Source organism: Marinomonas shanghaiensis, from assembly GCF_003259175.1.
GTDB lineage: Bacteria > Pseudomonadota > Gammaproteobacteria > Pseudomonadales > Marinomonadaceae > Marinomonas > Marinomonas shanghaiensis.
The window spans coordinates 143,522-168,334 of record NZ_QGOK01000006.1; the positions used below are offsets into that span (position 1 = coordinate 143,522).

Below are 24,813 nucleotides of genomic sequence, written 5' to 3' on the forward strand. Positions count from 1 at the left end.
TTATGACGTCTTCCCAATCTGTGACTTATGCCCATCTAGAGGCCGCTTCTGAGTGGTTCGCTGTATTATCAGACACCCCCGTTTCTGATATCGACAAAGCGGCTTGGCAGCAATGGATGAGTGAAGACGAAAGACACCGTAAAGCTTGGCAGCAAGTAGAGTCTGTCAGTGTTATGTTTTCTTCTTTTCAAGACAATACATCACAACAATCAGCGGGTTATGTATTAGAAAGGACTCATGCTGTTGGTCGACGTCAGTTGCTGAAAGGGGCATTAGGCCTGGCTGGTATGGCCTCATTAGGTTGGTTGAGCTGGGAAAAGACCGCTTTGCCTTCAATGGTGGCAGCGTGGCGTACTGATTTTCATACTTCAGTGGGTGAAGTTTCTTCCTTTTCTTTGGATGATGGTTCCAATGTTTGGCTAAACACCAACAGTGCGATGGCGCCTTATTATACGGCTGCGGTTCGACATTTATCCTTGGTTTCGGGGGAAACTTTTGTTGATCTCGATAATCAGGACAGTCGACCTTTTGCTCTGTCTTGTGAGCAAGCTATCGTTCGGCCGCGTACGAAAAATGTACGCTTTTGTTTACGCTATTTACCCAATCAACAGGCAATTTTAGCTGTCTATAAGGGCGCTGTGTCTGTTGCTCTAAACGACAGTGCGATGAAATCTGTTAACGCAGGTGAGTCAGTCACTTTTAATACAGAATCTTTTGGTGATGTGGTGCCCGCTTTAGCGTTATACGAATCTTGGATAAAAGGTTTGTTGGTAGTAGAGGACATGCCTTTATCCGATTTTGTCAATGAACTGAACCGTTATCGCAATGGCTACATTAATGTCGATCCAGCTGTGGCTGACTGGCGAGTGGTTGGAACCTATCCTATTCATAATATTGATGTGATATTTGGCATGTTAGAAAGTACCTTTCCTCTTCGTGTACAAAAAACGCTGCCTTGGTGGGTGAGTGTTTCGGCGGCTTAATTTGCTATAAAGCGGTGTTGTTTAATATTAATGTAAAAATCTTTATTTTTGTTGTCCCCTTTTGTCCTTCTCATTCGGTAATAGTAGTAATAAGCATTACTATTACGGAGCTTTTATGTCATCTCATCCTGCAATACAGTTTATTACGCGTCGTGCAACACCAAGGTTATTAGCGCTGCAGATCGCTTTAGTGAGTGGATTTTCTTTGTTGCCAGTATCTGTTGTCTATGCACAATCTGTGTCGGCAGAGATGCGCTATTACAAGATCAACGCTGGATCCTTGTCTAAAGCGGTTAATGCTTTTGCGGCAACCTCCGGTCTATTTGTGGGTGGCAGCGCGCAACTCTTAAATGATAAACGCACATTAGGCTTTGAAGGCGAATACTCCACAGAACAGGCGCTGGAGCTATTGCTTGTAGGGACGGGGTTATCTTATCAAAGAGGAGATGGAAACAGCATTGTGTTAGTTGATGCCGACACGGTAACGCAGACGGACGATGGCGTTAATCTGTCGCCTTTGATGGTGAGAGAAATGAAGAACCAGAAAGAGGTGGGTGTACAGGTAATTGGCTCAGAAGAAATTGAAGCCATGCCGACCGAAGGTGGAAATTTAACCGATTTACTGCGTACCAACACAGCGGTTAACTACAGCCGTTCCAGCAGTAGCTCAACGAATAGCGGCAGTATGCGCCCAGATGAAGTCTCTATCTATGGTCAGGATTACTATCAAAATGCTTTCATGATTGATGGTATTGATACGTCTAATGATTTTGATCCAGGTTCAAGTGGCGGTGGTGACAGCTACACTAACCCATTTTCTAATGCCAATCTGTCAACGCTTTCTGGAAGCTCACCGCAGAGTTATTACATGGATGTGGATGCTCTAGAGCAAGTAAAAGTCTATAGCAGCAATGTTCCTGTGGAATACGGTGGTTTTATGGGGGGCGTGATTGACGCTCGATTAAAGCGTTATGATGGTGAAGATTCCGTTTTTATCAAATATGGATTGTCTAAAGATGCGTGGGAGAAATTTCATTTTGATGAGAAAAAAGCCGAAGAGTTTTATGGGGCTGACAGTATCGATGGTGCCTATACACCGGAATACAAAAAGCAAAATTACTCGGTAACCGTTTTAAAGGGTCTTTCTGACAATGTGGGTTCTACTTTAACGGTTTCTCGTAAAACTTCTGAATTTAGACAACAATATGAAAACCGTTCTGATGAAGTTAGGTCAATTTATTATGATGACACCATCGATAACCTGATGGGGCGCATTGATGCAAAAGTGAACGATAGAGTCAATTTAGGCTTTTCCTTTCGCTATTCAGATCGTTTTCATGATGGTTTAACATCAACGGATTATGCCGACACCTTTGTAAAGTCACATACCGCTTACGGTGTAGGGAATAACTTCGACTATCGCTTTGACAATAGTGTGCTAACCATTGATACCGCATTCGATCGATCCTTCGACGAGCTTGATTCCCAGTCTAATGTGTATTCATTCCATCCCTCTGCGAATTATTATAATGGCCTTCCTTATTCTGGCGGCTACGGTGATATTTTACAGCAGCAAGATACCTTTAGTATTAATACAAAGTGGGTGCGTGATGCGATTGCTCTTGGTCAGACGAAACACACGTTTACCCTTGGCGCTGATTTAGCATTCAAAAAAGCATTTTATCAAGCTTATGGTAGTGAGTATTACCAGTATGCCTGTCTATCCGGAAGTTCTAGCGCTGGGTGTAATGATTCAAATAGTGATGGTGTGCATGATGAAAATGATGAATACCTTACAAGGTACGGAGTTTTGGAAGGCAATAAAATAACCAAGCATTATCAAAGTTATGGGGTTTATCTTGAGGATAGAATTGATATTCATGACTGGACATTGACGGCTGGTGTTCGGGCCGATCACGAAACTCTGCTTGATAATATCAATATTGCTCCGCGAGCCAACTTACAATGGGATGTTTTTGGTGATGATAGTACACGGTTAACCACAGGTGCTAGCCGTTATTATGGGCGTAGTTTTTTGAAGTATGCGCTTAGTAATGAAATGAAGAGCTGGTATTCAACAACGCAATACAATGCTGATGGCAGTGTACGAAGTGGCCCTACTTCAAGTTCTAGTGGTTATTCGGACTTTTCAGATTACGATCTAAAAACACCTTACTCCGATGAAATTATGTTTCGTGTTGATCAAGTCATAGGGCCTGTGGACGCGTCTTTAACCTTGGTTAATCGTGAAAGTAGAGATGGAGTACAGCGTATAAGAAATTCAAGTAGAGATCCTTATTATTACACCAATGAAGGTCGCAGTTCTAATAACAGCATTGAGCTTGCTTTTCAGCAGCGCAAACCTTTTGAGGTTTTCAATACTGTAACTAAAGTGAATTTCTCGATTGGTTGGCAAGAAAGTGAATCTAATACTCAGGGAGCTGATGCCTATGATGAAACTGTTGAGGAAAATGACGAGATTTATTACAAAGGTAAGGTGATAGATTATAGTGAGCTACCATCATGGGATTATAATATTCCTTTCACGGTGAAGCTGAGCACAAACACCCTTATTCCTATGTGGCATCTTCAGTGGAGTAATTTTGTTAACTTAAAAAGCGGAGGGGTTATTGCTTATAGAAAATCTAGTGGAGGTTATGTCGATGGTGATGGAAATACTTTCGATGTTTATGAAGACAAAGAATTTGGTGAACTGGTAACTTTAGATACCAAAATACGTTTTTCTCCACCATTATTTGCGAGTAGTGAAGGTTACATCGAAGCAAAAATCACCAACTTATTCGATGATGTTGTATCGACAACAACTTCCACGTCTTCTACAGCGACCCAGTCTTACACCTCGGGTCGAAAAATTTCTATGGAAGTCGGTATGCGTTTCTAAGCCGATGTTTCTCTTATCTCCTGTCCTGTTGATAAACAAATGCTCAGTCGAGCATTTGTTTATGGCTGTTATCTAATTTTTTCTCTATGAGCGGTTTTATGTTTTTTCTTCAGAATGTTTTACGGGTGATTGGGCTGGCTTGCTTGTGCGTTTTTGCTGCTCAAGTGCAAGCAAGTGATGAAGGGTTACCTTGGGACAAGCGCGTTGTCCACGGCATATTAGACAATGGCTTTCGCTATTATTTATTTGACTCAAGACAGGAAAAAGACGCGCCAGAAGGCCTGACTTTGGCAAATTTAGTGGTGCTTTCTGGTGCTATCGATGAAAAAGAAAATCAGTTGGGCGTGGCGCATATGGTAGAGCATATGGTGTTCCACGAAAGTGATGGATTGCCAAATGGTGTGCGAAAAGCCTTTACTGATATGGGGCTGAAGCAAGGGCGTGACTTTAATGCTATGACGAACAGTGAAAATACGCGTTATATGATAAATCTGCGTAACACCACGCCAGAGCGTCTCCACAAGGTTTTGGAGGTGTATCAACAAATGGTTTTCCATGCGGATATCCGAGCGGCATCGTTAAACAAAGAGCGCTTGATTATCCAAGAAGAGTGGCGTGGAAAATTGAGTCATCGAGCGCGTGTTAATGATGAGAAAAAAGCCTTGTTACGGGTTGGCTCATTGTATCCAGAGCGCCCTGTTATTGGCACACAGGAAACGATTCAAAATACACCTGCAGAGCAACTTCAATCTTTTTATCAAGATTGGTATGCGCCAAATAACATGGCGTTGGTGATCTACACGCCTATGGACAGTCGTGTGCTTGAAGAGCACATTAAAAACATTTTCAGTGCAGAACCTAGGCGGATATTGCCTAAACGACACCCAAAAGATCCCGTCTTAGATAACCTTCTTAAAATAGGTCAGTTGCGTGATGTTGGAAGTAAAATTAATCAAGTGGCTTTCTTATACCGTTTTGACAGTGAGTCTTTTGATACGGATGAAGGTCGACGTGACGGTTTGATTGATTATATGACGCGTAACTTGCTGACCGAACAAATTCGACGCCAAAGAGACGTCTTACCAGAGCATGTTCGTGCTTTATCGAGTACCAAAGGTACGGTCTCTCCTAACGTCGCGATTGTAGGTTTTTCGGTGAATGTTGATGAAGGTTACCACTTGCTAGGCTTAGAAACGTTAATTCAAGAACTAGAGCGGATTAAAGCGCATGGGTTTTATCAACAAGACTTTGATAAGGTTTATAAAAAAGTCGTTGATACTGCAGAAGCCAATAAAGATGCAGCAAAAAATCGTGGCACTATCTGGTCTGTCAAAATGGTGGATGCGGTGACCTCAGACAAAAAGCTACAAGATCCTGTACAAAGCAATGATCGACTTTTGCGCCTAGTAAAGAGTATTTCTCTTGATGATGTGAATGCGCGTTTACGTCAGTGGTTGTCAGCTCCGGATCGTATTCTGTATACGCAAGCCGTTGGTGGAAAAAGTGTTGATATAGGCTCTGTGGAGTCAGTTGAGGCGATTTTTGACACTATCAATAAGCAGCGCCTTGCTCCGTTGGAGAAAGAAAAAGTGGTGGCCGAAAAAACGCTACCTGTCGTCACTCAATCCGGCTCGTTGTCTTTGATCTCAAGAGAGGCGGAATTAGGGATTTCCAATTGGTCTTTATCTAATGGTGATCAACTGACGTTGTTAGACCCCACTGTGTTAGCGGGGCGTTATCAAATTGAAGCATCTGAGGAGGACAGTAAAAGTTATTTTACGGCGTTGTCAGCGGCTGGTTACAACCTTACACAAGGTTCAACATGGGCAGAACAATTTGCCGTGCAACTGTCTGATGCAACGGGCATTTATGGTTGGAGTGATGAAGAATATGCTCAATGGCGTCGCGATCAAAAAGCGTTTCTATCGACGAAACAAAAAGCACAAAGCCTGACGTACCGAGGTACCACAGACGACGAAGCTTTTGAGAAATTATTGGCAGTCTATCGTATCAATCAAGTTACGCCAAAAATTGATACGACGGTCTATGAGAGTGTGATGGACAGTCTGAAAAGAAGTCTGAACATTGATGTGGTTCGTCCCCTTGAAGTGTTTACAAAGCGTTTGGCACAAGCACGATTTGGACAAAAAGAGGTGTCGCCAAGTCTTCATGATTTAACGTCGTTATCGTTAGCGGTATTAGAGCGTACTCGAGAGAAGCAAGTTGCTTTGCCAGTGCATTATTTTATTGTGTCCCGTATGCCCGAAGCGGATATGACTGAACTGGCAGCAAAATATCTTGCCACGATTCCTCGTGATACGTCCGCTCACCGTGCTGCCGATTATGAGACGTTACCAGTGTTGCAGTTGCCTGGTGAGTCAGTGGTAGACATGGCGTTGAATACTGAGCCAAAGGCGGAATATCGCATGTATGCTTATCAGTCCATGCCCTGGTCACCCATTGCGGCTCTGCAATTGACGTACTTAGGCGAGCGACTAGAAGCAGAATTAAAACAGCGTCTACGCAGTGAAGCCCAAGGTGTTTACAGTGTCAGGGTGGGATTAGAGTTAAACAAAGACACTCATCGTGCTGAGTTGAGCATTCAATATTCCAGTGATCCTGAACGAGTAAATGATTTGGCTGTTATGACTCATAAAGCATTATCGGAATTGCCCGAGATGGTTACCGCCGCGTGGGTCGATGAAATACAAGGCGCATTTGCTGATGTTGAGCAAAACCGCCTAGAAAGGGATTTCGATGGCACCTTGGCGCACCGACTGGAATTAAGTGAAACTCTTTATGGCGATGCGCGCTATCTTAGTGATATGGATCAGCTTGCCTCTGGGCTAACACAAGCAAAGCTAAAAGCCTTGGTAGAGACATTGACCTTTAGCGACAGAGTGACTGGTTTTTATCGTCCTTTGGCGCCCTAGTTTAGTTGATGTATTGACAATGCTCAGTCGTAATACGGCTGGGCATTTTTTTTGCGAGTTTAGTTCAGATTAACTTGGTGTAGACTCTAACTCGACTTATGGTTATGTCATGAATATGATGAATCCATTTTTATCGTTTGGTTTATGTAAAAAAGGGAAAGTGGATGTCACCTTTGTCGTCTTATCAAGACAAGCTTGATCGGTGTGAAGTGTCGTTCGACGCCAGTCAGCAGCTGGCATTAGAGGAGCTAGAGCGGGTTTATCAGTCGCTCATGGTGGGGGCTGCAGCGCGTCAAGGGGTAGAATCAATACAAGGTGTTTATCTCTGGGGCGATGTGGGGCGTGGTAAGACCTTTCTGATGGATTTGTTTTATGGCTGTTTGCCCGATGGTGTTGGGTTGAGACTGCATTTCCATCATTTTATGGCGCGTTTGCATCGAGAGTTGAATCTTGCCTTTGGTCAAAAAAATCCGTTAAAAGGCATTGCTAAACGATTGGCATCAGAGTGTCGCGTGCTGTGTTTTGATGAGTTTTTTGTTTCAGATATTGGCGATGCTATGTTGCTGGGTGGTTTGGTCGACGCTTTATTTGACGAAGGTGTGGTGCTGGTGGCAACGTCGAATATTGCGGTAGAAAATCTCTTTCAAAATCAGTTACAAAAAGCGCGTTTTGCGCCAACCATTCACTTGTTACAGCAAAAAGTGAAGACTGTTCATTTAGGTGGCAAAGAAGATCATAGGTTGCGCCATACTGGTAGTTCAGCGATTTTTTTTATCAAGCATGAGCAAAATATGCCAGCTCTTTTCAAACAGCTGGCGAAGGGTAACATTACCCAACAGCCGTTGCAGATTTGCAGTCGAGCCATTGTGGTCCTCAAGTCAGCGGACAACATTGCGTGGTTTGAGTTTCAGACACTCTGTAATAGTCCGAGATCATCGATGGATTACATTGAATTGGCGAGTCGTTTTCCATTTATCATGGTGACGGGCATTCCTGAGTTAAGCAGTGAGCCGTATGAACACATTAAGGCGCGGGGCACAGAGGACGGCGCGATTGGTTCAGGGCAAACAGGTGAGCGAGAGGTGTCCTTAGGGGTAAACGATGATGCGGTGAGACGTTTCATCAGCTTGGTGGATGAATGTTATGATCATCAAGTGGTGCTGCTACTGAATGCCGATGTCGCGCTCGATAACTTGTACTTAAACGGCTCTTTATTATTTGAGTTTCGTCGAACTTACAGTCGTTTAATTGAAATGAAGTCTCTTTATTATCAGCAATTACGTGTTAAATAATTGATTTTGTTCTGACTATTTTAAACAACTTGGCTGTTAAGCCTTGATTAAAAGCCGATGCACGACCACTATGTTTGTATGCAAGATAATGTATATTTAAAGACAATAACCCAGAAGTAAGGAGGGCGATCATGCAGTATGAGGATCGCGTTGATGCGTTAGTCGCACCAAAGGGTGCGTTAGAGATGTTATCTCAAAATGAAATATCTCGTCTGTCAGAAGAATCTGGCCCACTTCATGATTTATTTCACCGTTGCGCTTTGGCGATTTTGAACTGTGGCAGCGATTCAGACGACCCACAAGCGGCCATGGAAGAGTTTAAAGACTTTGAAATTCGCATTGTGCAGCAAGAGCGCGGTGTGAAGTTGCAACTTAAAAATGCACCAAGTAGCGCTTTTGTCGATGGAAAGATGATCAGCAGTGTGCGTGAAATGTTGTTTAGCGTATTACGCGATATTATTTTTACTCAGCACGAGTATCTGCTGGCTCGCGGATTAGAGAATGCTAGCTCAGAGAAATTGACCAACGTCGTATTCGAATTGTTGCGTAATGCGAATGTCTTCCGCCGTATTCAACATCCCGACATGATTGTCTGTTGGGGCGGCCACTCTATTGCACGTCATGAATACGATTATACTAAGCGCGTTGGCCATGAATTGGGGTTGCGTGAGCTTAATATTTGTACTGGTTGTGGGCCTGGCGCTATGAAGGGGCCTATGAAAGGCGCAGCCATCGCTCACGCCAAACAACGGATCAAAAATGGTGTTTATTTAGGTTTAACTGAGCCCGGTATTATTGCGGCAGAGTCACCGAACCCGATCGTTAATCAGCTGGTCATCATGCCAGATATCGAGAAGCGTCTTGAAGCTTTTGTGCGTGCGGGCCATGGTATTGTAGTGTTCCCAGGTGGTGCCGGTACAGCCGAAGAAATTTTGTATATCTTGGGTATTCTGTTGCATCCTAAAAATGCCGATGTGCCATTTCCTTTGGTGTTTACCGGTCCAAAAGAAAGCGCGGAGTATTTCGAGCAAATTCACGCCTTTATTGGGGATGTGCTTGGTGCAGAAGCGCAAAATAAGTACCGCATTATTATTGAAGATGAAGTGGCGGTAGCGCGTACTATCAAACAAGGAATGGAAGATGTGCGCCAATATCGTAAGGCACATCAAGACGCGTTTTACTACAATTGGAAATTGCATATTCCAGAGGAGTTTCAACACCCGTTTGAGCCAACTCATGACAATGTGCGTGGTTTAAACCTGCACTTCAATCAAGAAACGCATTTGTTGGCGGCGGATTTGCGTCGTGCCTTCTCATCCATCGTCGCAGGTAACGTAAAAGCCCAAGGCGTGGCTTACATCAAAGAGTTTGGGCCATTTGAGATTCATGGCGATAAAGCGTTGTTGGCGAAATTAGACGCTTTGTTACAAGCCTTTGTTCGTCAGCAACGCATGAAGCTGCCGGGCAGTGCGTATGTGCCGTGCTATAAGGTAATAACCGACTGAACGATGAGCTGATGCGCTTGACGCACATCATTGACTCTTAGGGCATAAATCAATAAATAGGGCTTCTCGTGAAGCCCTTTTCTATTTCTAACGGTTAAGCTTAACCAAACACGGACCAGCCAATGCTTTCGGATAAGGCTTCGAGAGCCGCCATGCCGGCAAGAGAATTCCCGGATTTATTCAATTCAGGTGACCAGACGCAAACGGAAAAGCGATTGGGAACAATGGCGATGATACCGCCACCCACACCACTTTTACCTGGTAAGCCGACGCGATAAGCAAAGTTTCCTGCTTCGTCGTATAGGCCGCTTGTGGCGAGCAATCCATTTACCTGCATGGTTTCTCTGGGGCTGAGTATCTGCTCGCCTGAATGTCGACAATATCCCTTATTGGCTAAAAAACTAAAGGCTTTAGCAAGGTCGACGCAGCTCATGCGCATGGCACAGTTATCAAAGTAGCTGTGTAACACCGCTTCGACGTCATTGTTGAAGTTGCCAAACGCTTTCATAAGATACGCCATTGAAGCGTTACGAGAACGAAATTCGTATTCTGAATCGGACACTATTTTATCTGAGCGCAACTCTGGATTATTCGCCAAGCGGCGGATAAATTCGCGCATAGCGTAATGGGGCGATGCAAAACGAGAGTGATTCATATCACAGATTACCAGTGCCCCCGCATTAATGAAGGGGTTACGGGGTACGCCGACTTCGTATTCTAATTGCACTAAAGAGTTAAACGGATTACCCGAAGGCTCGCGTCCAACGCGTTTCCACATGTCTTCGCCGTAATGTTTGATGGCAAGGGTTAAGCTAAAGACTTTAGAAATACTCTGGATAGAAAAGTCAGTATAGGCTTGGCCTGCATGGTAAAGCTCGCCATTATTACTGTAGATGGCAATACCAAATTGATTGGGATCAACATTCGCTAATGCGGGGATGTAGTTTGCGACTTTGCCTAAACCGATTAATGGTTTTACTTTTTGTTCTATTGAATGCAGTAAATCTTCCACATTGCTCTCATTAAACAGGGTTAAAGGGGGCGCTTAGTATAGAGAAAGTGGCTGGGAAACCCCAGTGGAATTTGTTGGTAGACTGGTATCAAAAAGCCCCCAAGGAGGGGGCTAGAAGGGAGGAATAAAGGGTTATTTTTTAGATGAAATACCGTAAACGGAAGTGGTTCCACTGACTTCATTGCCGACAATTAAGAGTGCCTGACCTGTCGGACTGTTTTCTTTAGGTACAAATTTCATGCCTTCTGGGCCAAGGTCTCCCGCCGCGGAGGTATCCACTTTGGCATCAAAGTTACGGCTTGTTAGGTATTGAACAAATTGGCTTTTCATCGGTGTTGTAATGTCATAAACCATAATACCTCCAACACGTTCTAGCCCAATGAACGCATAAGTACGACCATTGATTTGACCGAGAGTGAGTGCCTCTGGTTCTGGTCCTTTATCGTCACTGCGATCGTCGCTTTTATTATTGTCATTTGACGTGTTAAAGCCTTTTTCACCTAATTGCTCGGCGGTAATGCGTTCAAAATCACTACCACTATCAAAAACTTGTTCGCCTGTTTCACCGTTCCAGATGGAGAATGAACGTGCACCGTATCCATACAGTTGAGTAAAGGTACAGTTGGTCGGTGCCCCTTTGACTAATTCACAGTCTTTAGCGCCTAAGGTGCTGGTTATTTTCATACGACCAAGATTTTTGTCGTCTTCTAATTTGCCTTCAATGCTGTGTTTCAGAGTGTTGGTAAGTGCAAGTTGGCTGTTTAGGTCAGCAAGGTCTTTGACGCGGTATTCTTCGCTGAACCCTTTATAATCTCTTGAATCGCCTTCATTGGCGGTAACCAGATAGGTTTTCCCTGAAACACTGTATGAAGCAATACTGTCTGGCATGTATAAACCTAATACAGGCCAATTTGTTAACTGGATGCTTTTATCTTTGTCGCTTATATCCAATTCATTGCCTGTTTGGTTGTAATCTTTTGCGCCTAAAGCCCAGATGGTCTGAACGGATTTTTTCGTCAGATCGATTTTCGCAATGGCGTTATTTTCTTGTAGAGACACAAAAGCGTAACGATTGTCCTCAGAGACTGTGATGTATTCAGGTTCTAAGTCTTGAGCGACACTGGCATTGGGGCCAAAAATACGAAGGCCTGCGGGACGTTCTGCAGCACGTGTACCGCCATTGTTGAAGTCGCGGAAAGAAACCTCTGTTACGTCTTTTTGCCGTAATGCAGCAATGTCATTTGGAAGAGTGATGATACTAACGCTGCCTTCTGGATCGATAGTGTATTCGTCGTTTGGTTCGCCTTCATTGGCCACTACGACTTGCTTCCCATCGTGGGTAAAGGTCACCATATCCGGTAATGCGCCTACCTGAACCGCAGTGATAAACCTATGGTCATCGACTTTGTAAAAGGCAATGTATCCCCTGTCTTGCTTTATTTTTGCTTCAATGGCGACGGCCATTATGCCGTTATGAACGCTCACACTATTGGCAGCACCAAGCTCAATTCCTGTCAAATTGGTAACATCTTTACTCACATCCAGCGTGCTTGTTTTGGTTGGTAGTGCTGGGTTTTTTAGGGATAAAACGTCTATTTTTCCTGAGTTTGCGTTTACAACAAAGGTTTCTTGAGCTTGGGCATCATAGGTCACAATTTCAGCGGCGCTTGCACCAAAAACACCAGATTCATAACGACCTAAAAAACTCAGCTCGATAGAAGACGTCGCAGAGGGCGTAGCTGAGTGATTTGTGGCACAGCCGCCAACTAGGGCAATGGTGGCGCATAATGGTAAGGCAATCGGTAAACGCATGAAAATGTCTCCAAAGGAATAAAGTTTGAAGGTCTACACTAACGTTTAAATATGACAAACAAGTGGCAAAGGACAGTAAGTGCTTACCTACTGTCCTGTCTCCTAGATGCTATGAACGCTGAGTTTTAATGTGTGCCACATGCGCGTTGATCAGTTGCCCTGATATGGTGGTATTGTTTGGAATAGTGGGTAGGGCATCAATGGAATACCAATTGGCTTCTTCTATTTCGCCTGGTGCGGGGACGATGTCGCCACTTTTATAATCCGCAAAAAATCCGACCATGAGCTGATGAGGAAAAGACCACGGCTGGCTGTCAACATAACGTATATTGGTGATTTCTAAGCCGACTTCTTCTTTTACCTCACGAGCGACGGCTTGCTCTAAGGTTTCGCCTGCTTCAACAAAGCCTGCGATATTGCTGTATCTGTCTTTTGGGGCCAGCGGCCCACGAGCCAATAAGATTTGGTCTGCTTTTCTGATGGAGACAATAACGCAGGGGGAAATTCTTGGATAATGGCGTAGGTTGCAAGAGGGGCAAATTTTAGTGTGTTCTTTGGCGTGTTTTTCTTGCATGGCTGTGCCGCAGCGTCCACAGAACTGATGATCACGATCCCATGTAGACAGCTGATGTGCGCGACTTAATAAAATATAGTGCGGTTGATCTTGTAAGAAGAGCAACTCTCGCAAACCTATTTCACTGAATCCTTTTGGTACGGCATCAAAGCGGCAGACAAAAATGTCTTGTTCATGCCATTTGCCACAATAAACCGCGTTCATGTTTGAGTTGGGCTGAAAATGGGTAAATGGAATCAGGAACTGATCATCAGACTCAATCAATACTTGGTTGCGATGGAGCAATATATAGAGCGCATTTTGATGGGGAAGCGGATGTGTTTGAGTGCCTATTTCTAACATATGATTGCTCAGGTTGCGTCTAAAAGAATGACGCTAACGCGATCACTCTTTAGACGCAATAACTAAGATGGATTTAATTCCAATCCAGGATCACTTTGCCTGACTTTCCTGACCCCATGGTGTCGAAGCCTTGCTGAAACTCATCAACTTTAAAACGGTGGGTAATGATTGGGCTGATGTCTAAGCCAGACTGCAACATAGCAATCATTTTGTACCAGGTTTCGTACATTTCGCGTCCGTAAATGCCTTTGATGATAAGGCCCTTAAAGATGACTTGGTTCCAGTCAATCAAGGTGTCTTTACTGGGAATGCCAAGCATGGCAATCTTTCCACCATGGTTCATGCATTCAAGCATGGAGCGAAAAGCCATGTCATTGCCGGACATTTCTAGTCCCACATCAAAGCCTTCAGACATGCCTATTTCGCTCATCACGTCTTTCAGTGATTCACGACTCACGTTCACCGTTCGGGTGGCACCCATTTTTTTGGCCAGGTCTAAGCGAAAATCATTCACGTCCGTTATCACGACATTGCGAGCACCAACGTGCCTGGCAATTGCCGCGGCCATGGCACCAATAGGGCCAGCACCTGTGATCAGTACGTCTTCACCAATCAAATCAAATGACAAAGCCGTGTGCGTAGCATTTCCAAAAGGGTCTAAAATAGCGGCCATATCGTCGCTGATATTACTGGGGATTTTGAAAGCATTGCTCGCTGGTATGACCAAGTATTGAGCAAATGCACCATTGCGATTGACACCGACACCAAGTGTCTTACGGCATAGATGGCGGCGTCCTGCACGGCAGTTTCGGCAATGTCCACAGGTAATATGACCTTCACCTGAGACACGGTCGCCAATATTAAAGCCTGTTACTTCTGGACCAATTTCGGTGATTTCGCCAACAAACTCGTGTCCTACTGTCATAGGAACCGGAATCGTGTTTTGTGCCCAGTCATCCCATTGATAGATGTGCATGTCTGTTCCGCAAATAGCGGTTTTGCGTATCTTGATGACCACATCGTTATGACCACATTCTGGGTGAGCGACGTCTGTCATCCAAATGCCTTTTTCGGCATGTAACTTTGCAAGTGCTTTCATTCTGTTTTTCCCTCAATAATACCCAGTTCGCGGCCAATTTTCGCAAAAGCGGTAATGGCGCGATCAAGCTGTTCCGTAGTCAGTGATGCGGACATTTGTGTACGAATTCTTGCTTTTCCCATCGGGACAACCGGATAGGCAAAACCTGTCACAAAAATCCCTTCTTCGTATAGCGCATTTGCCATTTCTTGTGCGAGATTGGCGTCGCCTAAAATAACAGGAATGATAGGGTGATCGCCAGCGACAAGATCAAAGCCTAACGCGCTCATGTGAGAGCGAAAGTATTGGCTATTTTGCTTGAGCTGCTCTCTGGCTGCTGCGCCAGTCTTAAGTGACTGAAGAATGTGCAAGCTGGTGGCTGTAATAACAGGTGCAAGCGAGTTAGAAAATAGATAAGGCCGCGATCGTTGGCGTAGCCAGTCGACGATGCTTTTGGAGGCGCTGGTGTAGCCGCCAGAGGCACCGCCAAGCGCTTTACCCAAGGTGCCGGTCATGATGTCAATACGCCCTAGTACATCGCAGTATTCATGGCTGCCACGGCCATTTTCGCCCAAAAAGCCTACCGCATGAGAGTCGTCTACCATAACAAGCGCATCATATTGATCGGCAAGGTCACAGATGGATTTTAAATCGGCGATGATGCCATCCATAGAAAACACCCCATCGGTGACGATGAGCTTGGTTTTTGCGCCGTCTTTATCGGCCTGTTGTAGCTTAGCTTCTAATTCGCTCATGTCATTATTGGCATAGCGATAACGCTTAGCTTTACATAGGCGAATACCATCAATGATGCTGGCATGATTGAGCGCATCACTGATGACGGCGTCTTCTTCTCCTAATAAGGTTTCAAATAAGCCTCCGTTTGCATCGAAGCAAGATGAATACAAAATGGTGTCTTCCATCTGCAAAAAGTCACTCAGGCTTTTTTCTAACTCAGTGTGTATGTCTTGAGTGCCGCAAATAAATCGCACGGACGCCATGCCATAGCCATATTTATTCAGAGCGTCATGAGCCGCTTCTGTGACATTAGTGGCGTTAGCGAGCCCTAGGTAATTGTTAGCGCATAAATTGATTAAAGGCGTGTTGTCCGCGGTTTTAATCTGACTGGCTTGTGGCGTGATAAGCGGGCGCTCTTTTTTATAAAGGCCTTCTTGCTTAAGGGTTTGGAGTTGATTTTCCAAATGCTGATAAAAAGCTGATTTGCTCATATTTTGTCCTCTTGTGGAGATGTGTGTCCTTTTTATTATGAACTCCTTATCTCCTGAGTGTAGGTGGACAGACTAATTGTGAGTAGATGCAGTGACATAGAGAAATGGGCATAACAGTTGTGGTTTTTTGCATGCTGGTCATGTTGACGCTTCGCCCGTAGAATGAGGACAAATATTAAGCAAAGAGGACATTATATGTTGTCAAAGGTACATTACGGCATTTTATTGGCGGCTTTGGGGGCAACTTCAGCGACTCAAGCTCAAGACTATCTACCTATTTTGCAGTATCACCATGTCAGCGCTAGTTCGCCTGCGTCAACATCTGTGACGCCCGAGCAGTTTATGGAACATATGGATTATCTTAAAAGCTCAGGGTTTCAGGTTGTTGACCTGCGCTCTGCGTTGGATGATTTAAAGGCGAACAAGCCGTTGCCGGACAAAGCCGTTGCCATTTCCTTTGATGATGCTTATCAAAGTATTTATCAAGCGGGTTTTCCAATACTAAAGGAAAGGAATTTTCCTTTTACGGTTTTTATCAACACAGAGCCCGTGGAGCGTAACAGTTCAAGCTTTTTGACTTGGGCGCAAATGAAAGAGATGCAAGCCAACGGTGGCGTGTTTGCTAATCATACTGTTAACCATCCTTATATGTTGAGAAAGGAGAGTGGTGAAAGCGATCGAGATTGGCTAGCGCGCATGGAAAAGGAAGTCGACACAGTGGAAGCTTTATTGACGAAGCATTTAGGCCATTCTCCTAAAATGCTGGCTTATCCTTATGGCGAATCAGATCGTCAAATTCGCACCATGATGAAGGAAAAAGACATTATTGCTTTTGGGCAGCAATCTGGCGTTGTTAGCGCGGATTCTGATTTTGAAAACTTGCCTCGTTTTCCGGCTGCTGGCGCCTATGCTAATTTATCGACATTAAAAACTAAGTTAGACGCAAAGCCGATGCCTTTACTGTCAGAGAAGACGGGAGGGGATTATGCAAGTGATCAGCCAGTGTCTATTCAATTAACTTTTAAAGAAGGGAAGTATCGTTTCAAGGATTTGGTCTGTTACGTGTCGGGCCAGGGCAAGGCTACATTAGATTGGGTTTCGGATTTCCAAGTGGTGGCTAACGCAGAAAAGCCATTTGGCGTGGGTAGAGGCCGTATTAACTGCACGATGCCGGACGAATCTGGGCAACATTACTACTGGTATTCTAACGTTTGGATACGTTCTTCCCCTGAACAAGGCTACGTAAGTGAAAAAAGTTAAACTTTTTTAAAAAAAATGTTGCACTGAAATTTCAAATCAGTATTATACACCTCGCTCGCAACGGAGGGGTGGCAGAGCGGTTTAATGCACCGGTCTTGAAAACCGGCGTAGGTTAGTAGCCTACCGAGAGTTCGAATCTCTCCTCCTCCGCCATCTTCCTTCGGGAAGTATGTTGCAGCAAAGATAAAATTAGTTCCTCGATAGCTCAGTTGGTAGAGCAAATGACTGTTAATCATTGGGTCACTGGTTCGAGTCCAGTTCGAGGAGCCAATCGGAGTATAGCGCAGTCTGGTAGCGCGCCTGCTTTGGGAGCAGGATGTCGGGGGTTCGAATCCCTCTACTCCGACCATTAATTTTATCGTCATCATTAGTAATGGTGGGCGTAGCTCAGTTGGCAGAGCTCCGGATTGTGATTCCGGCGGTCGTGGGTTCAAGCCCCATCGTCCACCCCATTACTTGATAGTTGGGTCGTTAGCTCAGTTGGTAGAGCAGTTGACTTTTAATCAATTGGTCACTGGTTCGAATCCAGTACGACCCACCAACTATCCCTATAATGCTTTTATTCTGTACTAGCCTGATTAATTCCTCGATAGCTCAGTTGGTAGAGCAAATGACTGTTAATCATTGGGTCACTGGTTCGAGTCCAGTTCGAGGAGCCATCGGAGTATAGCGCAGTCTGGTAGCGCGCCTGCTTTGGGAGCAGGATGTCGGGGGTTCGAATCCCTCTACTCCGACCATCAGTAAATTAAAGAATACTTCATAGAGCGGGTCGTTAGCTCAGTTGGTAGAGCAGTTGACTTTTAATCAATTGGTCACTGGTTCGAATCCAGTACGACCCACCATTCTCTCGCTTTTAAAATCCTCATATTCCCTTTATCTTCAAAATTACTTGTCTGTGTTTCATTGCTGCTTTCGCGGTGCTTCATTTTTAAAAAATCAAAAGTCTTATCTGTGTTATTTAGGTGTGATTTGTGCGCTCACCTTTGGCTTCATGTGTTGCTTCAATAGTGGTTGTGCCTCTCTATCTAGTCTGTCAATCCGTGTGGGTAAATCGACTAGAGGTGTGCCTAGAGTGGGTGTAAGGGTGATGTGTGGACCATAGAGATCTGTAGTGGCGCGCGTTCTCCTGGTGAGCAAAGCGCTCTGTTGTTGGGTTGGGTGAATTGTGGAGGAGGAGGTTTATCGCGAGCGTTGTTGCGTCGTTTCTCTTGTGGTGTGGGTGTTCTCTTTAGGGTTGGGTGATCTGTAGATAGATTGTGGCTTTATGTGAGTTGTTTATTGATAGCTTGGTGTTTGGTTTGAATTGTTTGTAGTTCGACGAGATTTTGCGGTTGCAGTTTTTTTAGTGGCAAGGTTTTATTTTTTTGATGGTGGTAAATATTTTGTCTTGCTAGGGTTTGAGTTGATGACTGTAATTTTTGATAAGATTTAATATATAGATAAACGATTGATCTATAAGGATAAGAGCTAATGGTGGAGGGAGGTGGATTCGAACCACCGAAACTTTCGTGGCAGATTTACAATCTGCTCCCTTTGGCCACTCGGGAACCCCTCCACAGCAGCGCGGCAAATAATATATGCCGCGCCTCTATCTGTAAACACTTTTTTCTATTTTTTTAAAAGTTTTTCCAGTTTTGCTTTCATGCGCTCTTCTGGAGACAAATTATCATAGGCTTCATCTTCGCGGCTTTTAACGGGCTGCGGTTTTGATGATGTTTTGGCCTTAGGTGTTGGCGCTGATTGAGGTTTTTTATGCTGAGCTGGGCGATCCGCTTTGGGGCGATTGGCCGTTTTAGGGCGATCGGTTGTCTTGGGACGGTTGAATGTTTTTTGCTCTTTCTTGGGGATCATGGATTCGGGGAGGGCAGGCTCATCGTTTACAGCAACACCTTCAAGATCAACGCGTGGCTGACCTGACAATAGGCACTTCTTATAGCGATCTGAGCGCGTATAAGCGGCTAGGGCACGTTTTTGTTTGCTGGCGTTGAAGTCATCGTCCAGTATCATGTCTTTGTCTATGCCCACTTTTAGTGGCTTAGGTTGATTCCAGTCAAACGCTTTGGGGTAACGGTCTTCAAGCATTTTTATTAGACGGCGATTGTTTTTTTGATTTTTTTGGCGCTTTTTTTGTTCAGGCGTCAACGTTGCTGTCTCTGTAGTGCTGTCACTTGCTTCTTGTACGCTAGTGTCGTTATCGACTAGTTTGTCGTCTTTTTGCAAGCCGTTAAGCTCTGTTTGTTGTGTGGTCATGTAATCAATCTGTTCTATTGTCGTGGTTGTGGTGCTGCTATCAGCATGCTCGTGCAATAAATCGAAATTCAGTTGTTGTTCAACTGCATTTGTTTGTATTGCTTGCTCAGGGGTCGATAAAACACCTAAAAGATCAAGAGAGTCTTCTATATAGAGCTGTAATTGATCTTCAGGTGACCGATCGGCCATATGTTGCAATAAATCCATTGAGGCGCTGTACTCAATGGGAAGGTCGTTCTTTTCTTTTAGTTTTTTTATTTCCTCGTTCGCATTTTCTAACTGTTTGGTTAGCCAGTTAATTTTTGCTTCGAGTTTGGCTATAAGTTGTTCCATAAAGACACAAGGCTCAATATTGTATTGGAGTCAGCGGAATGCTGGGTGTATTGCTTGTGCCAATCATCTCTTTTCGCTGATCGTCGCTTGGTAGCGTAATGATAATGCCATTATCATTTTGCCACCAAATATAAGTTGTTACGATCACAAAACTCGCGACGAAAATGGGTGTTAGCTTCATCTTGCTTTTGGGTCTTATCGTTATTTAATTAAAACGTTAACCCTGCGCCTACCATGACGTGTTTGTCATAAGTGTCGCTGCTGCTATTGAGCACTTTGACAAAAACATCGAGTCGAGATACGTCTGATATACCTATGCGAAAGCCCGCTTCTGGATAATAGACCGTTTCGTCCAAAAATGAGACGCCGCCACCAATAAATGACCACATGGGGATACCTGGTAGTATCTGTAGTGCTGGTGTGGCGCTGTAATAGCGAGAACCTAGCGTGATAGCGTTTTCGAATTTTTCACCGATGACAAACGACAACCCGCCATAAAATGAAATATTCTCAGGCAAAGTATATTCCATATTGGCACCAATAATGGAGGTGACATTGGTTTCTCCATCCGGTGTGGTTGGACGTGCAGCGGCGGATTCAAAATTTATTAAACTCGCAATTTGACCTTCTGCTGATGCGTTTGCACTGACGAGAACTAAAGCTGCAAGTAAGAATGGTCTCATTGTTTGTTATCCATTTGATTTAGGCGATTCAGCATCTGAGAAAGAGAAGATTCCCAGTTTGACTGCTGTTCTTTGGTTTGGTTTAGGGTGTTTTGGATGTCGCTTTTTTCTTCGCTAAGCTCGTAGTTTTGCATTTCCAATTCTGAAATGCGTTTACGTAATGAGCCAATCTCTTCAACCGCTTCGTTAATGCGTTGTTCTAGGTGGTGTAATAGTTCGTTATTCATTATATCTGTCCTAAAAATAAAAAATCGCCGTTTAGTGTACAGGCGTAGAGTTGTATAAAATTACCAAGCAATCACGACATCTTGTTGTTGCACGTTTAGTATATGAGAGTCAACAACGAGTTCTCCAACGGAAAAGTTGGGTTGAACTTGTTTGATTGTAACACTGATATTGGCATTATTCAGCTGTGTTTGAGTAGACTGTAACTGATTAAATACCTCGTAACGACGATATATATTAAATTTATCGCCCAGTTTTACACCGGCTATTGAGCCCGCTGATATGTGTATTCTATTGCCTTCTGTTCGGAAAATGTTGGCGATAAAAGGCTGGCATCTAAGTTGTTCACTTGCATCTAATGCGCTTTCTTTTAAGGCTTGTTGAACCACTTTACCATAGTGCACTGACCAAAATTTGGCGCTGCCAAAGCCAATTCTCGCGTGATCAGAGATGTCCCAATTGCCGATTTCATTGTATCTGTGTTCAAATAAAAGTGCGCCACTAAAACCATCATATATGTAGATATCGACCACGAAGTTTCTTTCTTTATCGATGTCTTCTGAATCCTCTTTTGAATTTTTGTCATTTGGGTGTCTAAGATACACTTCGCTAATGTCTCTAATGACGCCGCTAATGATATATTGCACACCAAGTTGCTCGCTGATTCGTGTGAGATTGGTGAGAGAACCATCATAATTCGTCGAAGACGGGGCATTAATGATATCTGGGTAGATGGCAATATTCGTGGCGGTCAAGGCTTTTAAGTAGCCTTGTCTGTTTATTTCATCGGCTAAGTTTTTGGGCAACTCTCTCGAGATATTGCTAAGCTCTCCCAGTACCGCCTGTTGTGGAACCTGTAGCTCAAACCCTGTTACTCCAACGGTTTTTTTATAATACCGTGTGGGACCCGAGCTGCATTGGGAGTCTGCGGTCACATCAACACGAGCGATCACTCTGAGAAAATCACCATTTTGCTCTTCGGACAAAATGCGCGCTTTTTGTACATAGCCTGAGCTGCGTATTTCTAAATTCGATTCAACTTCGCCATTATAGAGTTCGTCTCTTACATTTACTCTAGAGCCCGATTCTAAAACCGCTTGTTTAATCGCTTGTTGAGTGGCTCTGTAGCGAGCGTCAGCGATATCATTGTTGTAGATGATGGCTTCACCAACCGCGTCTATGCTGTTAGCAAAGGTCGCAATTGGCAAGGTAAGAAAAAATGCGGTAATAAATGCGCGTTTTAGAGTGAACATTGGTTATTCAATACTGTAAAAATTGGTTGTCGGAGTCGCCGTTTGAACATTGATAGCGCGATAGCCTGGTTGTACTTTGCAATTTGGGTCTGCTTGTACATTGTTAGAGCTTACACATTGACGAAAGTTTTCTTGCAGTGCCATTTCTACCACGGTTTCAAATGTGCCATCCTCATGTTCTCTTTGAGAGACGACTTTGGCACCGACCAGATAGGCGTCAACATAGGTTCTCAATTCATCATTTTGCATGACCATGTTGCTAAGCGAGCTTGCACCATCGATTTTTAGACCGTAAACCCGTTCTGACAAGTTTCTGTAGGCGTCCAACATGGAGCTTCGCATTGTCATAATGCGAGCTTGAGATTGTGTTAGGCGCTTACTGGTCATCATGGCTGCGTAGCCTGTTGCGGTGACAATAATAGGCTCTTGCTTGACAACGAAAACCGTATTGTTGGTGTTGACCGCTCCATTTTGTGTGTACGGATTCGATTGGCTTCCCACAACATTGCCATTACAAGGCGCAACCGTCGTACAAGGCTGCCCATTTGCGGTTTGTTGATTAAGATTTTGACAACCAGCAAGCGTTATTGCACCTATGGCGATTAAAATCATTTTAAATGGTAGTGTCATGGTGTGCCCTTTGTCTTTGAATGTAAGCCTTATTAAGACTTTTATCTGTTGCTGAAAAACCGAGGACTCATTATCCAATCGTTGCAGAGTAACTCAGTGTCACAAGTCACCATTGGTCAGAGTATGTTTGGATGTCTGTCGGCTTTTCAATATTGTGAGTTTGATCAACAAAATGTAAACCATTTTAGGCTCTAGCGTCCATGTTTGCTTGTCTAAAAATGCTTTTTTTCTATGTTTTACATAGCGAATTTGTTTTTTATGTGTGTTTTTTGGGTTGTATCGAAGATTTTACGTTGAGGCGGTTTTTTCGAGAAGAAACTTTACATTTTTATTTGCTAGGTGAATGGTGGGCTAAGATGGAATATACTGTTTTTTTATACAGTTAATTTTGGTGTTATGTCATTAAATCGCAAGATTATTCATATAGATGCCGATTGCTTTTACGCGGCAATAGAGATGCGCGATAACCCTAGATTGCGTGACCTTCCTATTGCTGTAGGTGGTGCGGCTAATGGCCGTGGTGTCTTATCAACGGCAAATTATGTGGCTCGTGGTTATGGTGTGCGTTCAGCTATGCCGACATCGGTAGCAATGCGTTTGTGTCCTACCTTGCTGGTTCTTCCTGGCGACATGAGTAAATACCGAGAAGCATCGACTCAAATGCAGGCTATTTTTCGAGAATTTACGCCTATTATTGAGCCGTTATCGTTAGATGAGGCTTACCTTGATGTGACGGATAGTCATGATTTTCAAGGCAGTGCGACGCGTATCGCCGAAGAAATACGTTGTAGGATATTGGCTGAAATAGGCATTACCGTTTCTGCCGGAGTGGCGACTAATAAGTTTATTGCTAAAGTAGCCAGTGATTGGGATAAGCCGGATGGTTTAACGGTTGTCACACCGGAAAAGCAGTTTGAGTTTGTTTCCTCGATTCCAGTGAAATTTATTTCGGGAATCGGTCGGGTGGCCCAAGAAAAATTGGCATCGTTAGGCGTGTTTACCTGCGCCGATTTACAACAATTGGATTTTGCTTTGTTACAAAAGCATTTTGGCAGCATGGCGTTTCGACTCTCTCAGTTTGCTTTAGGCATCGACAATCGTCCGGTTATGACGTCAAGAGAGAGGAAAAGCATCTCTGTGGAGCATACATTTTCGACTGATTTACGGGGTTTAGCAGCCTGCCAAGCCGTTATGCCGACGCTTTTAGCGGAATTGGCGGGACGCATGGCAGGTCGATGTTTGGAAGCGCAGTTGAGTAAATATTATTTAAAAATAAAGTTTGATAATTTTAAGCAAACGACCATTGAGCAGCCCATTAAAAGCGCATTATCCGAATCCATTTTTTTGACCTTACTGGAGTTGGCTTATTCTCGATGTAGTCGTCCTGTGCGTTTGATTGGTGTTGGGTATCGCTTGTCTCCCCCTGAGCCTCATCAGTTACTTTTACCTTTTGAATAATTTGTTGAACAAATAATGACCAACTTTCTACGACTTTACTATACTGAAGTGATGAATAGTGTGGAGGGGTTGTTATGTTTAGACAAGAGGATAAGTTGAACAAAGCAAACTTGAATGTGCCGGGGCCATTATCTCAGAGATTGAGATTTGAAGTGGAGCAAACGTTGGGGCGCTTGTATGCTGATCCGTCCTTAGTGGATTTGTTAGATCGTCTGTATTTACCTTTTGCTAGTTGGTTAAATGATAAGACTCGTGTGGGTCGTGGGCCTCTCGTTGTTGGGCTCGGTGGTACCCAAGGCTGTGGTAAAACGACTTTTTGCAACGTCATTAGTCGAATACTAAATAAAGGGTTCGATTTAAATTGCATCGTGCTCAGTTTAGACGATTTATACAGTACGCGTCATGAGCGGCTTAAATTTGCGAGCCAAACGGCTTCTATGTTTTCAGTGCGAGGCGTGCCGGGAACGCATGATGTGAGTCTGGCTTTGTTGCTTTTTGAAAGATTGAAGCATTTGAAGGACGGCGAGGTGATGAAATTTCCTTGTTTTGATAAATCGGTCGATGATCGTAAGCCAGTACATTTGTGGCAGGAGGTGAAAGGTCCGGTTGATGTCGTTTTGTTTGAGGGCTGGTGTGTGGGGGCGCCACCGATGCGAGGCGATATACAGCACCCAATGAATGCGCTGGAAGCGAATATGGATGCCGATTGTTTGTGGCGTAACAAGGTCAACCAGCTGTTAAAGGAAGATTATAAAAAACTGTTTGCTAAAATAGACTTAATGGTCTGGATGCAAGCCCCTAGTTATGATGTCGTTTATGGTTGGCGAAATAAGCAAGAGCGAGTGCTGGAGCGTCATCTTCATGACATACACGGTGTGTTATTGGATACCATTGACTTAAAAGTGATGTCTTCAGATGAGTTGAGGGGCTTTATGCAGTATTACGAAAGGCTGACTCGACACATGTTAGCGGTAATGCCAGAACGGGCTGATGTCTTGTTTCGATTGAATAAAGATCAAGAGGTTGTGGAGATGCGCTTTCCTTTAGAGCATTAGATTC

General features: G+C 44.1%; 18 protein-coding genes and 9 tRNA genes. 16 read left to right on the forward strand and 11 right to left on the reverse strand.

Annotation, left to right across the window (positions count from 1 at the left end; all coding sequences use genetic code 11):
* Nucleotides 1–2 precede the first annotated feature (2 nt).
* The 5 genes from DKT73_RS06485 to ppnN all read left to right on the forward strand — a co-directional run bounded on the left by DKT73_RS06485 (nucleotide 3) and on the right by ppnN (nucleotide 9,615).
* The gene (locus DKT73_RS06485) at nucleotides 3–983 is read left to right on the forward strand and encodes a DUF4880 domain-containing protein (RefSeq protein ID WP_111637762.1); all 981 of its coding nucleotides are present in this window, start codon (nucleotides 3–5) and stop codon (nucleotides 981–983) included.
* A 115-nt stretch (nucleotides 984–1,098) separates the two neighbouring features.
* Nucleotides 1,099–3,885: a TonB-dependent receptor gene (locus DKT73_RS06490; protein WP_111637763.1), complete on the forward strand. Its 2,787-nt coding sequence runs from the start codon at nucleotides 1,099–1,101 to the stop codon at nucleotides 3,883–3,885.
* A 98-nt stretch (nucleotides 3,886–3,983) separates the two neighbouring features.
* The gene (locus tag DKT73_RS06495) at nucleotides 3,984–6,818 is read left to right on the forward strand and encodes a M16 family metallopeptidase (protein ID WP_198666559.1); all 2,835 of its coding nucleotides are present in this window, start codon (nucleotides 3,984–3,986) and stop codon (nucleotides 6,816–6,818) included.
* A gap of 164 nt (nucleotides 6,819–6,982) precedes the next feature.
* Nucleotides 6,983–8,110 (forward strand): cell division protein ZapE, encoded by a 1,128-nt coding sequence (gene zapE, locus DKT73_RS06500; protein ID WP_111637765.1) that lies wholly within the window; start codon nucleotides 6,983–6,985, stop codon nucleotides 8,108–8,110.
* A 131-nt stretch (nucleotides 8,111–8,241) separates the two neighbouring features.
* Nucleotides 8,242–9,615, forward strand: a complete 1,374-nt coding sequence (ppnN, locus tag DKT73_RS06505) for a nucleotide 5'-monophosphate nucleosidase PpnN (RefSeq protein WP_111637766.1) — start codon at nucleotides 8,242–8,244, stop codon at nucleotides 9,613–9,615.
* Nucleotides 9,616–9,715: 100 nt separating this feature from the next.
* Here the strand turns inward: ppnN and glsB are convergent, their stop codons facing one another.
* The 5 genes from glsB to DKT73_RS06530 form a co-directional block, all read right to left on the reverse strand.
* On the reverse strand, nucleotides 9,716–10,627 hold the full coding sequence (glsB, locus tag DKT73_RS06510; protein ID WP_111637767.1) for a glutaminase B: 912 nt from the start codon (nucleotides 10,625–10,627) through the stop codon (nucleotides 9,716–9,718).
* Nucleotides 10,628–10,759: 132 nt separating this feature from the next.
* Complete coding sequence (locus DKT73_RS06515; RefSeq protein ID WP_111637768.1) at nucleotides 10,760–12,439, reverse strand: choice-of-anchor I family protein; 1,680 nt, start codon at nucleotides 12,437–12,439, stop codon at nucleotides 10,760–10,762.
* Between the two features lie 109 nt (nucleotides 12,440–12,548).
* Nucleotides 12,549–13,355 carry an NAD(+) diphosphatase gene (gene nudC / locus DKT73_RS06520; RefSeq protein WP_111637769.1) on the reverse strand — a complete coding sequence of 269 codons (807 nt, stop codon included), beginning with the start codon at nucleotides 13,353–13,355 and terminating at the stop codon, nucleotides 12,549–12,551.
* Nucleotides 13,356–13,428: 73 nt separating this feature from the next.
* Complete coding sequence (gene tdh, locus DKT73_RS06525; RefSeq protein ID WP_111637770.1) at nucleotides 13,429–14,454, reverse strand: L-threonine 3-dehydrogenase, zinc-binding type; 1,026 nt, start codon at nucleotides 14,452–14,454, stop codon at nucleotides 13,429–13,431.
* A complete protein-coding gene (locus tag DKT73_RS06530) occupies nucleotides 14,451–15,662 on the reverse strand; it encodes a glycine C-acetyltransferase (RefSeq protein WP_111637771.1) in 1,212 nt (403 codons plus the stop codon). The genes tdh and DKT73_RS06530 overlap by 4 nt, the downstream gene beginning before the upstream one ends.
* Before the next feature lie 195 nt (nucleotides 15,663–15,857).
* On the opposite strand from DKT73_RS06530, the gene DKT73_RS06535 reads away from it, so the two are divergent.
* From DKT73_RS06535 to DKT73_RS06575, 9 genes are all read left to right on the forward strand, one after another.
* The gene (locus tag DKT73_RS06535; RefSeq protein WP_111637772.1) at nucleotides 15,858–16,922 is read left to right on the forward strand and encodes a polysaccharide deacetylase family protein; all 1,065 of its coding nucleotides are present in this window, start codon (nucleotides 15,858–15,860) and stop codon (nucleotides 16,920–16,922) included.
* Between the two features lie 62 nt (nucleotides 16,923–16,984).
* A tRNA-Ser gene (locus DKT73_RS06540) sits at nucleotides 16,985–17,075 on the forward strand.
* 41 nt (nucleotides 17,076–17,116) lie between these two features.
* Nucleotides 17,117–17,192, forward strand: a tRNA-Asn gene (locus tag DKT73_RS06545).
* 2 nt (nucleotides 17,193–17,194) lie between these two features.
* A tRNA-Pro gene (locus DKT73_RS06550) sits at nucleotides 17,195–17,271 on the forward strand.
* A gap of 27 nt (nucleotides 17,272–17,298) precedes the next feature.
* A tRNA-His gene (locus tag DKT73_RS06555) sits at nucleotides 17,299–17,374 on the forward strand.
* Between the two features lie 13 nt (nucleotides 17,375–17,387).
* Nucleotides 17,388–17,463 (forward strand) — tRNA-Lys (locus DKT73_RS06560).
* A 42-nt stretch (nucleotides 17,464–17,505) separates the two neighbouring features.
* Nucleotides 17,506–17,581 (forward strand) — tRNA-Asn (locus tag DKT73_RS06565).
* Nucleotide 17,582: 1 nt separating this feature from the next.
* Nucleotides 17,583–17,659, forward strand: a tRNA-Pro gene (locus DKT73_RS06570).
* A gap of 29 nt (nucleotides 17,660–17,688) precedes the next feature.
* A tRNA-Lys gene (locus tag DKT73_RS06575) sits at nucleotides 17,689–17,764 on the forward strand.
* 629 nt (nucleotides 17,765–18,393) lie between these two features.
* On the opposite strand, the gene DKT73_RS06580 is transcribed toward DKT73_RS06575, so the two are convergent.
* The 6 genes from DKT73_RS06580 to DKT73_RS06605 all read right to left on the reverse strand — a co-directional run bounded on the left by DKT73_RS06580 (nucleotide 18,394) and on the right by DKT73_RS06605 (nucleotide 22,296).
* Nucleotides 18,394–18,477 (reverse strand) — tRNA-Tyr (locus tag DKT73_RS06580).
* 53 nt (nucleotides 18,478–18,530) lie between these two features.
* On the reverse strand, nucleotides 18,531–19,505 hold the full coding sequence (locus DKT73_RS06585; RefSeq protein WP_111637773.1) for a ProQ/FINO family protein: 975 nt from the start codon (nucleotides 19,503–19,505) through the stop codon (nucleotides 18,531–18,533).
* Nucleotides 19,506–19,714: 209 nt separating this feature from the next.
* Nucleotides 19,715–20,188, reverse strand: a complete 474-nt coding sequence (locus tag DKT73_RS06590) for a hypothetical protein (RefSeq protein WP_111637774.1) — start codon at nucleotides 20,186–20,188, stop codon at nucleotides 19,715–19,717.
* Nucleotides 20,185–20,415, reverse strand: coding sequence for a cell division protein ZapB (locus DKT73_RS06595; protein ID WP_111637775.1), 231 nt, complete (start codon nucleotides 20,413–20,415; stop codon nucleotides 20,185–20,187). The genes DKT73_RS06590 and DKT73_RS06595 overlap by 4 nt, the downstream gene beginning before the upstream one ends.
* 60 nt (nucleotides 20,416–20,475) lie before the next feature.
* Entirely contained in the window at nucleotides 20,476–21,666 is a 1,191-nt protein-coding gene (locus tag DKT73_RS06600) for a flagellar assembly protein T N-terminal domain-containing protein (protein ID WP_111637776.1), read from the reverse strand.
* Nucleotides 21,667–21,669: 3 nt separating this feature from the next.
* The gene (locus DKT73_RS06605) at nucleotides 21,670–22,296 is read right to left on the reverse strand and encodes an LPP20 family lipoprotein (protein ID WP_111637777.1); all 627 of its coding nucleotides are present in this window, start codon (nucleotides 22,294–22,296) and stop codon (nucleotides 21,670–21,672) included.
* Nucleotides 22,297–22,692: 396 nt separating this feature from the next.
* On the opposite strand from DKT73_RS06605, the gene dinB reads away from it, so the two are divergent.
* Together dinB and DKT73_RS06615 are read left to right on the forward strand one after the other, a co-directional pair.
* Nucleotides 22,693–23,754: a DNA polymerase IV gene (gene dinB, locus DKT73_RS06610; protein ID WP_111637778.1), complete on the forward strand. Its 1,062-nt coding sequence runs from the start codon at nucleotides 22,693–22,695 to the stop codon at nucleotides 23,752–23,754.
* Between the two features lie 74 nt (nucleotides 23,755–23,828).
* Entirely contained in the window at nucleotides 23,829–24,809 is a 981-nt protein-coding gene (locus DKT73_RS06615; RefSeq protein WP_111637779.1) for a hypothetical protein, read from the forward strand.
* The last annotated feature ends 4 nt before the right edge of the window (nucleotides 24,810–24,813 follow it).

Coding starts and splice junctions, on each gene's coding strand:
- DKT73_RS06490 (WP_111637763.1), top strand. CDS start 1,099: ATGTCATCTCATCCTGCAATACAGTTTATTACGCGTCGTGCAACACCA.
- DKT73_RS06595 (WP_111637775.1), bottom strand. CDS start 20,415: ATGAATAACGAACTATTACACCACCTAGAACAACGCATTAACGAAGCG.
- DKT73_RS06615 (WP_111637779.1), top strand. CDS start 23,829: ATGTTTAGACAAGAGGATAAGTTGAACAAAGCAAACTTGAATGTGCCG.
- DKT73_RS06590 (WP_111637774.1), bottom strand. CDS start 20,188: ATGAGACCATTCTTACTTGCAGCTTTAGTTCTCGTCAGTGCAAACGCA.
- DKT73_RS06585 (WP_111637773.1), bottom strand. CDS start 19,505: ATGGAACAACTTATAGCCAAACTCGAAGCAAAAATTAACTGGCTAACC.
- DKT73_RS06515 (WP_111637768.1), bottom strand. CDS start 12,439: ATGCGTTTACCGATTGCCTTACCATTATGCGCCACCATTGCCCTAGTT.
- nudC (WP_111637769.1), bottom strand. CDS start 13,355: ATGTTAGAAATAGGCACTCAAACACATCCGCTTCCCCATCAAAATGCG.
- ppnN (WP_111637766.1), top strand. CDS start 8,242: ATGCAGTATGAGGATCGCGTTGATGCGTTAGTCGCACCAAAGGGTGCG.
- DKT73_RS06485 (WP_111637762.1), top strand. CDS start 3: ATGACGTCTTCCCAATCTGTGACTTATGCCCATCTAGAGGCCGCTTCT.
- DKT73_RS06530 (WP_111637771.1), bottom strand. CDS start 15,662: ATGAGCAAATCAGCTTTTTATCAGCATTTGGAAAATCAACTCCAAACC.
- dinB (WP_111637778.1), top strand. CDS start 22,693: ATGTCATTAAATCGCAAGATTATTCATATAGATGCCGATTGCTTTTAC.
- DKT73_RS06495 (WP_198666559.1), top strand. CDS start 3,984: ATGTTTTTTCTTCAGAATGTTTTACGGGTGATTGGGCTGGCTTGCTTG.
- DKT73_RS06600 (WP_111637776.1), bottom strand. CDS start 21,666: ATGTTCACTCTAAAACGCGCATTTATTACCGCATTTTTTCTTACCTTG.
- DKT73_RS06535 (WP_111637772.1), top strand. CDS start 15,858: ATGTTGTCAAAGGTACATTACGGCATTTTATTGGCGGCTTTGGGGGCA.
- tdh (WP_111637770.1), bottom strand. CDS start 14,454: ATGAAAGCACTTGCAAAGTTACATGCCGAAAAAGGCATTTGGATGACA.
- DKT73_RS06605 (WP_111637777.1), bottom strand. CDS start 22,296: ATGACACTACCATTTAAAATGATTTTAATCGCCATAGGTGCAATAACG.
- zapE (WP_111637765.1), top strand. CDS start 6,983: ATGTCACCTTTGTCGTCTTATCAAGACAAGCTTGATCGGTGTGAAGTG.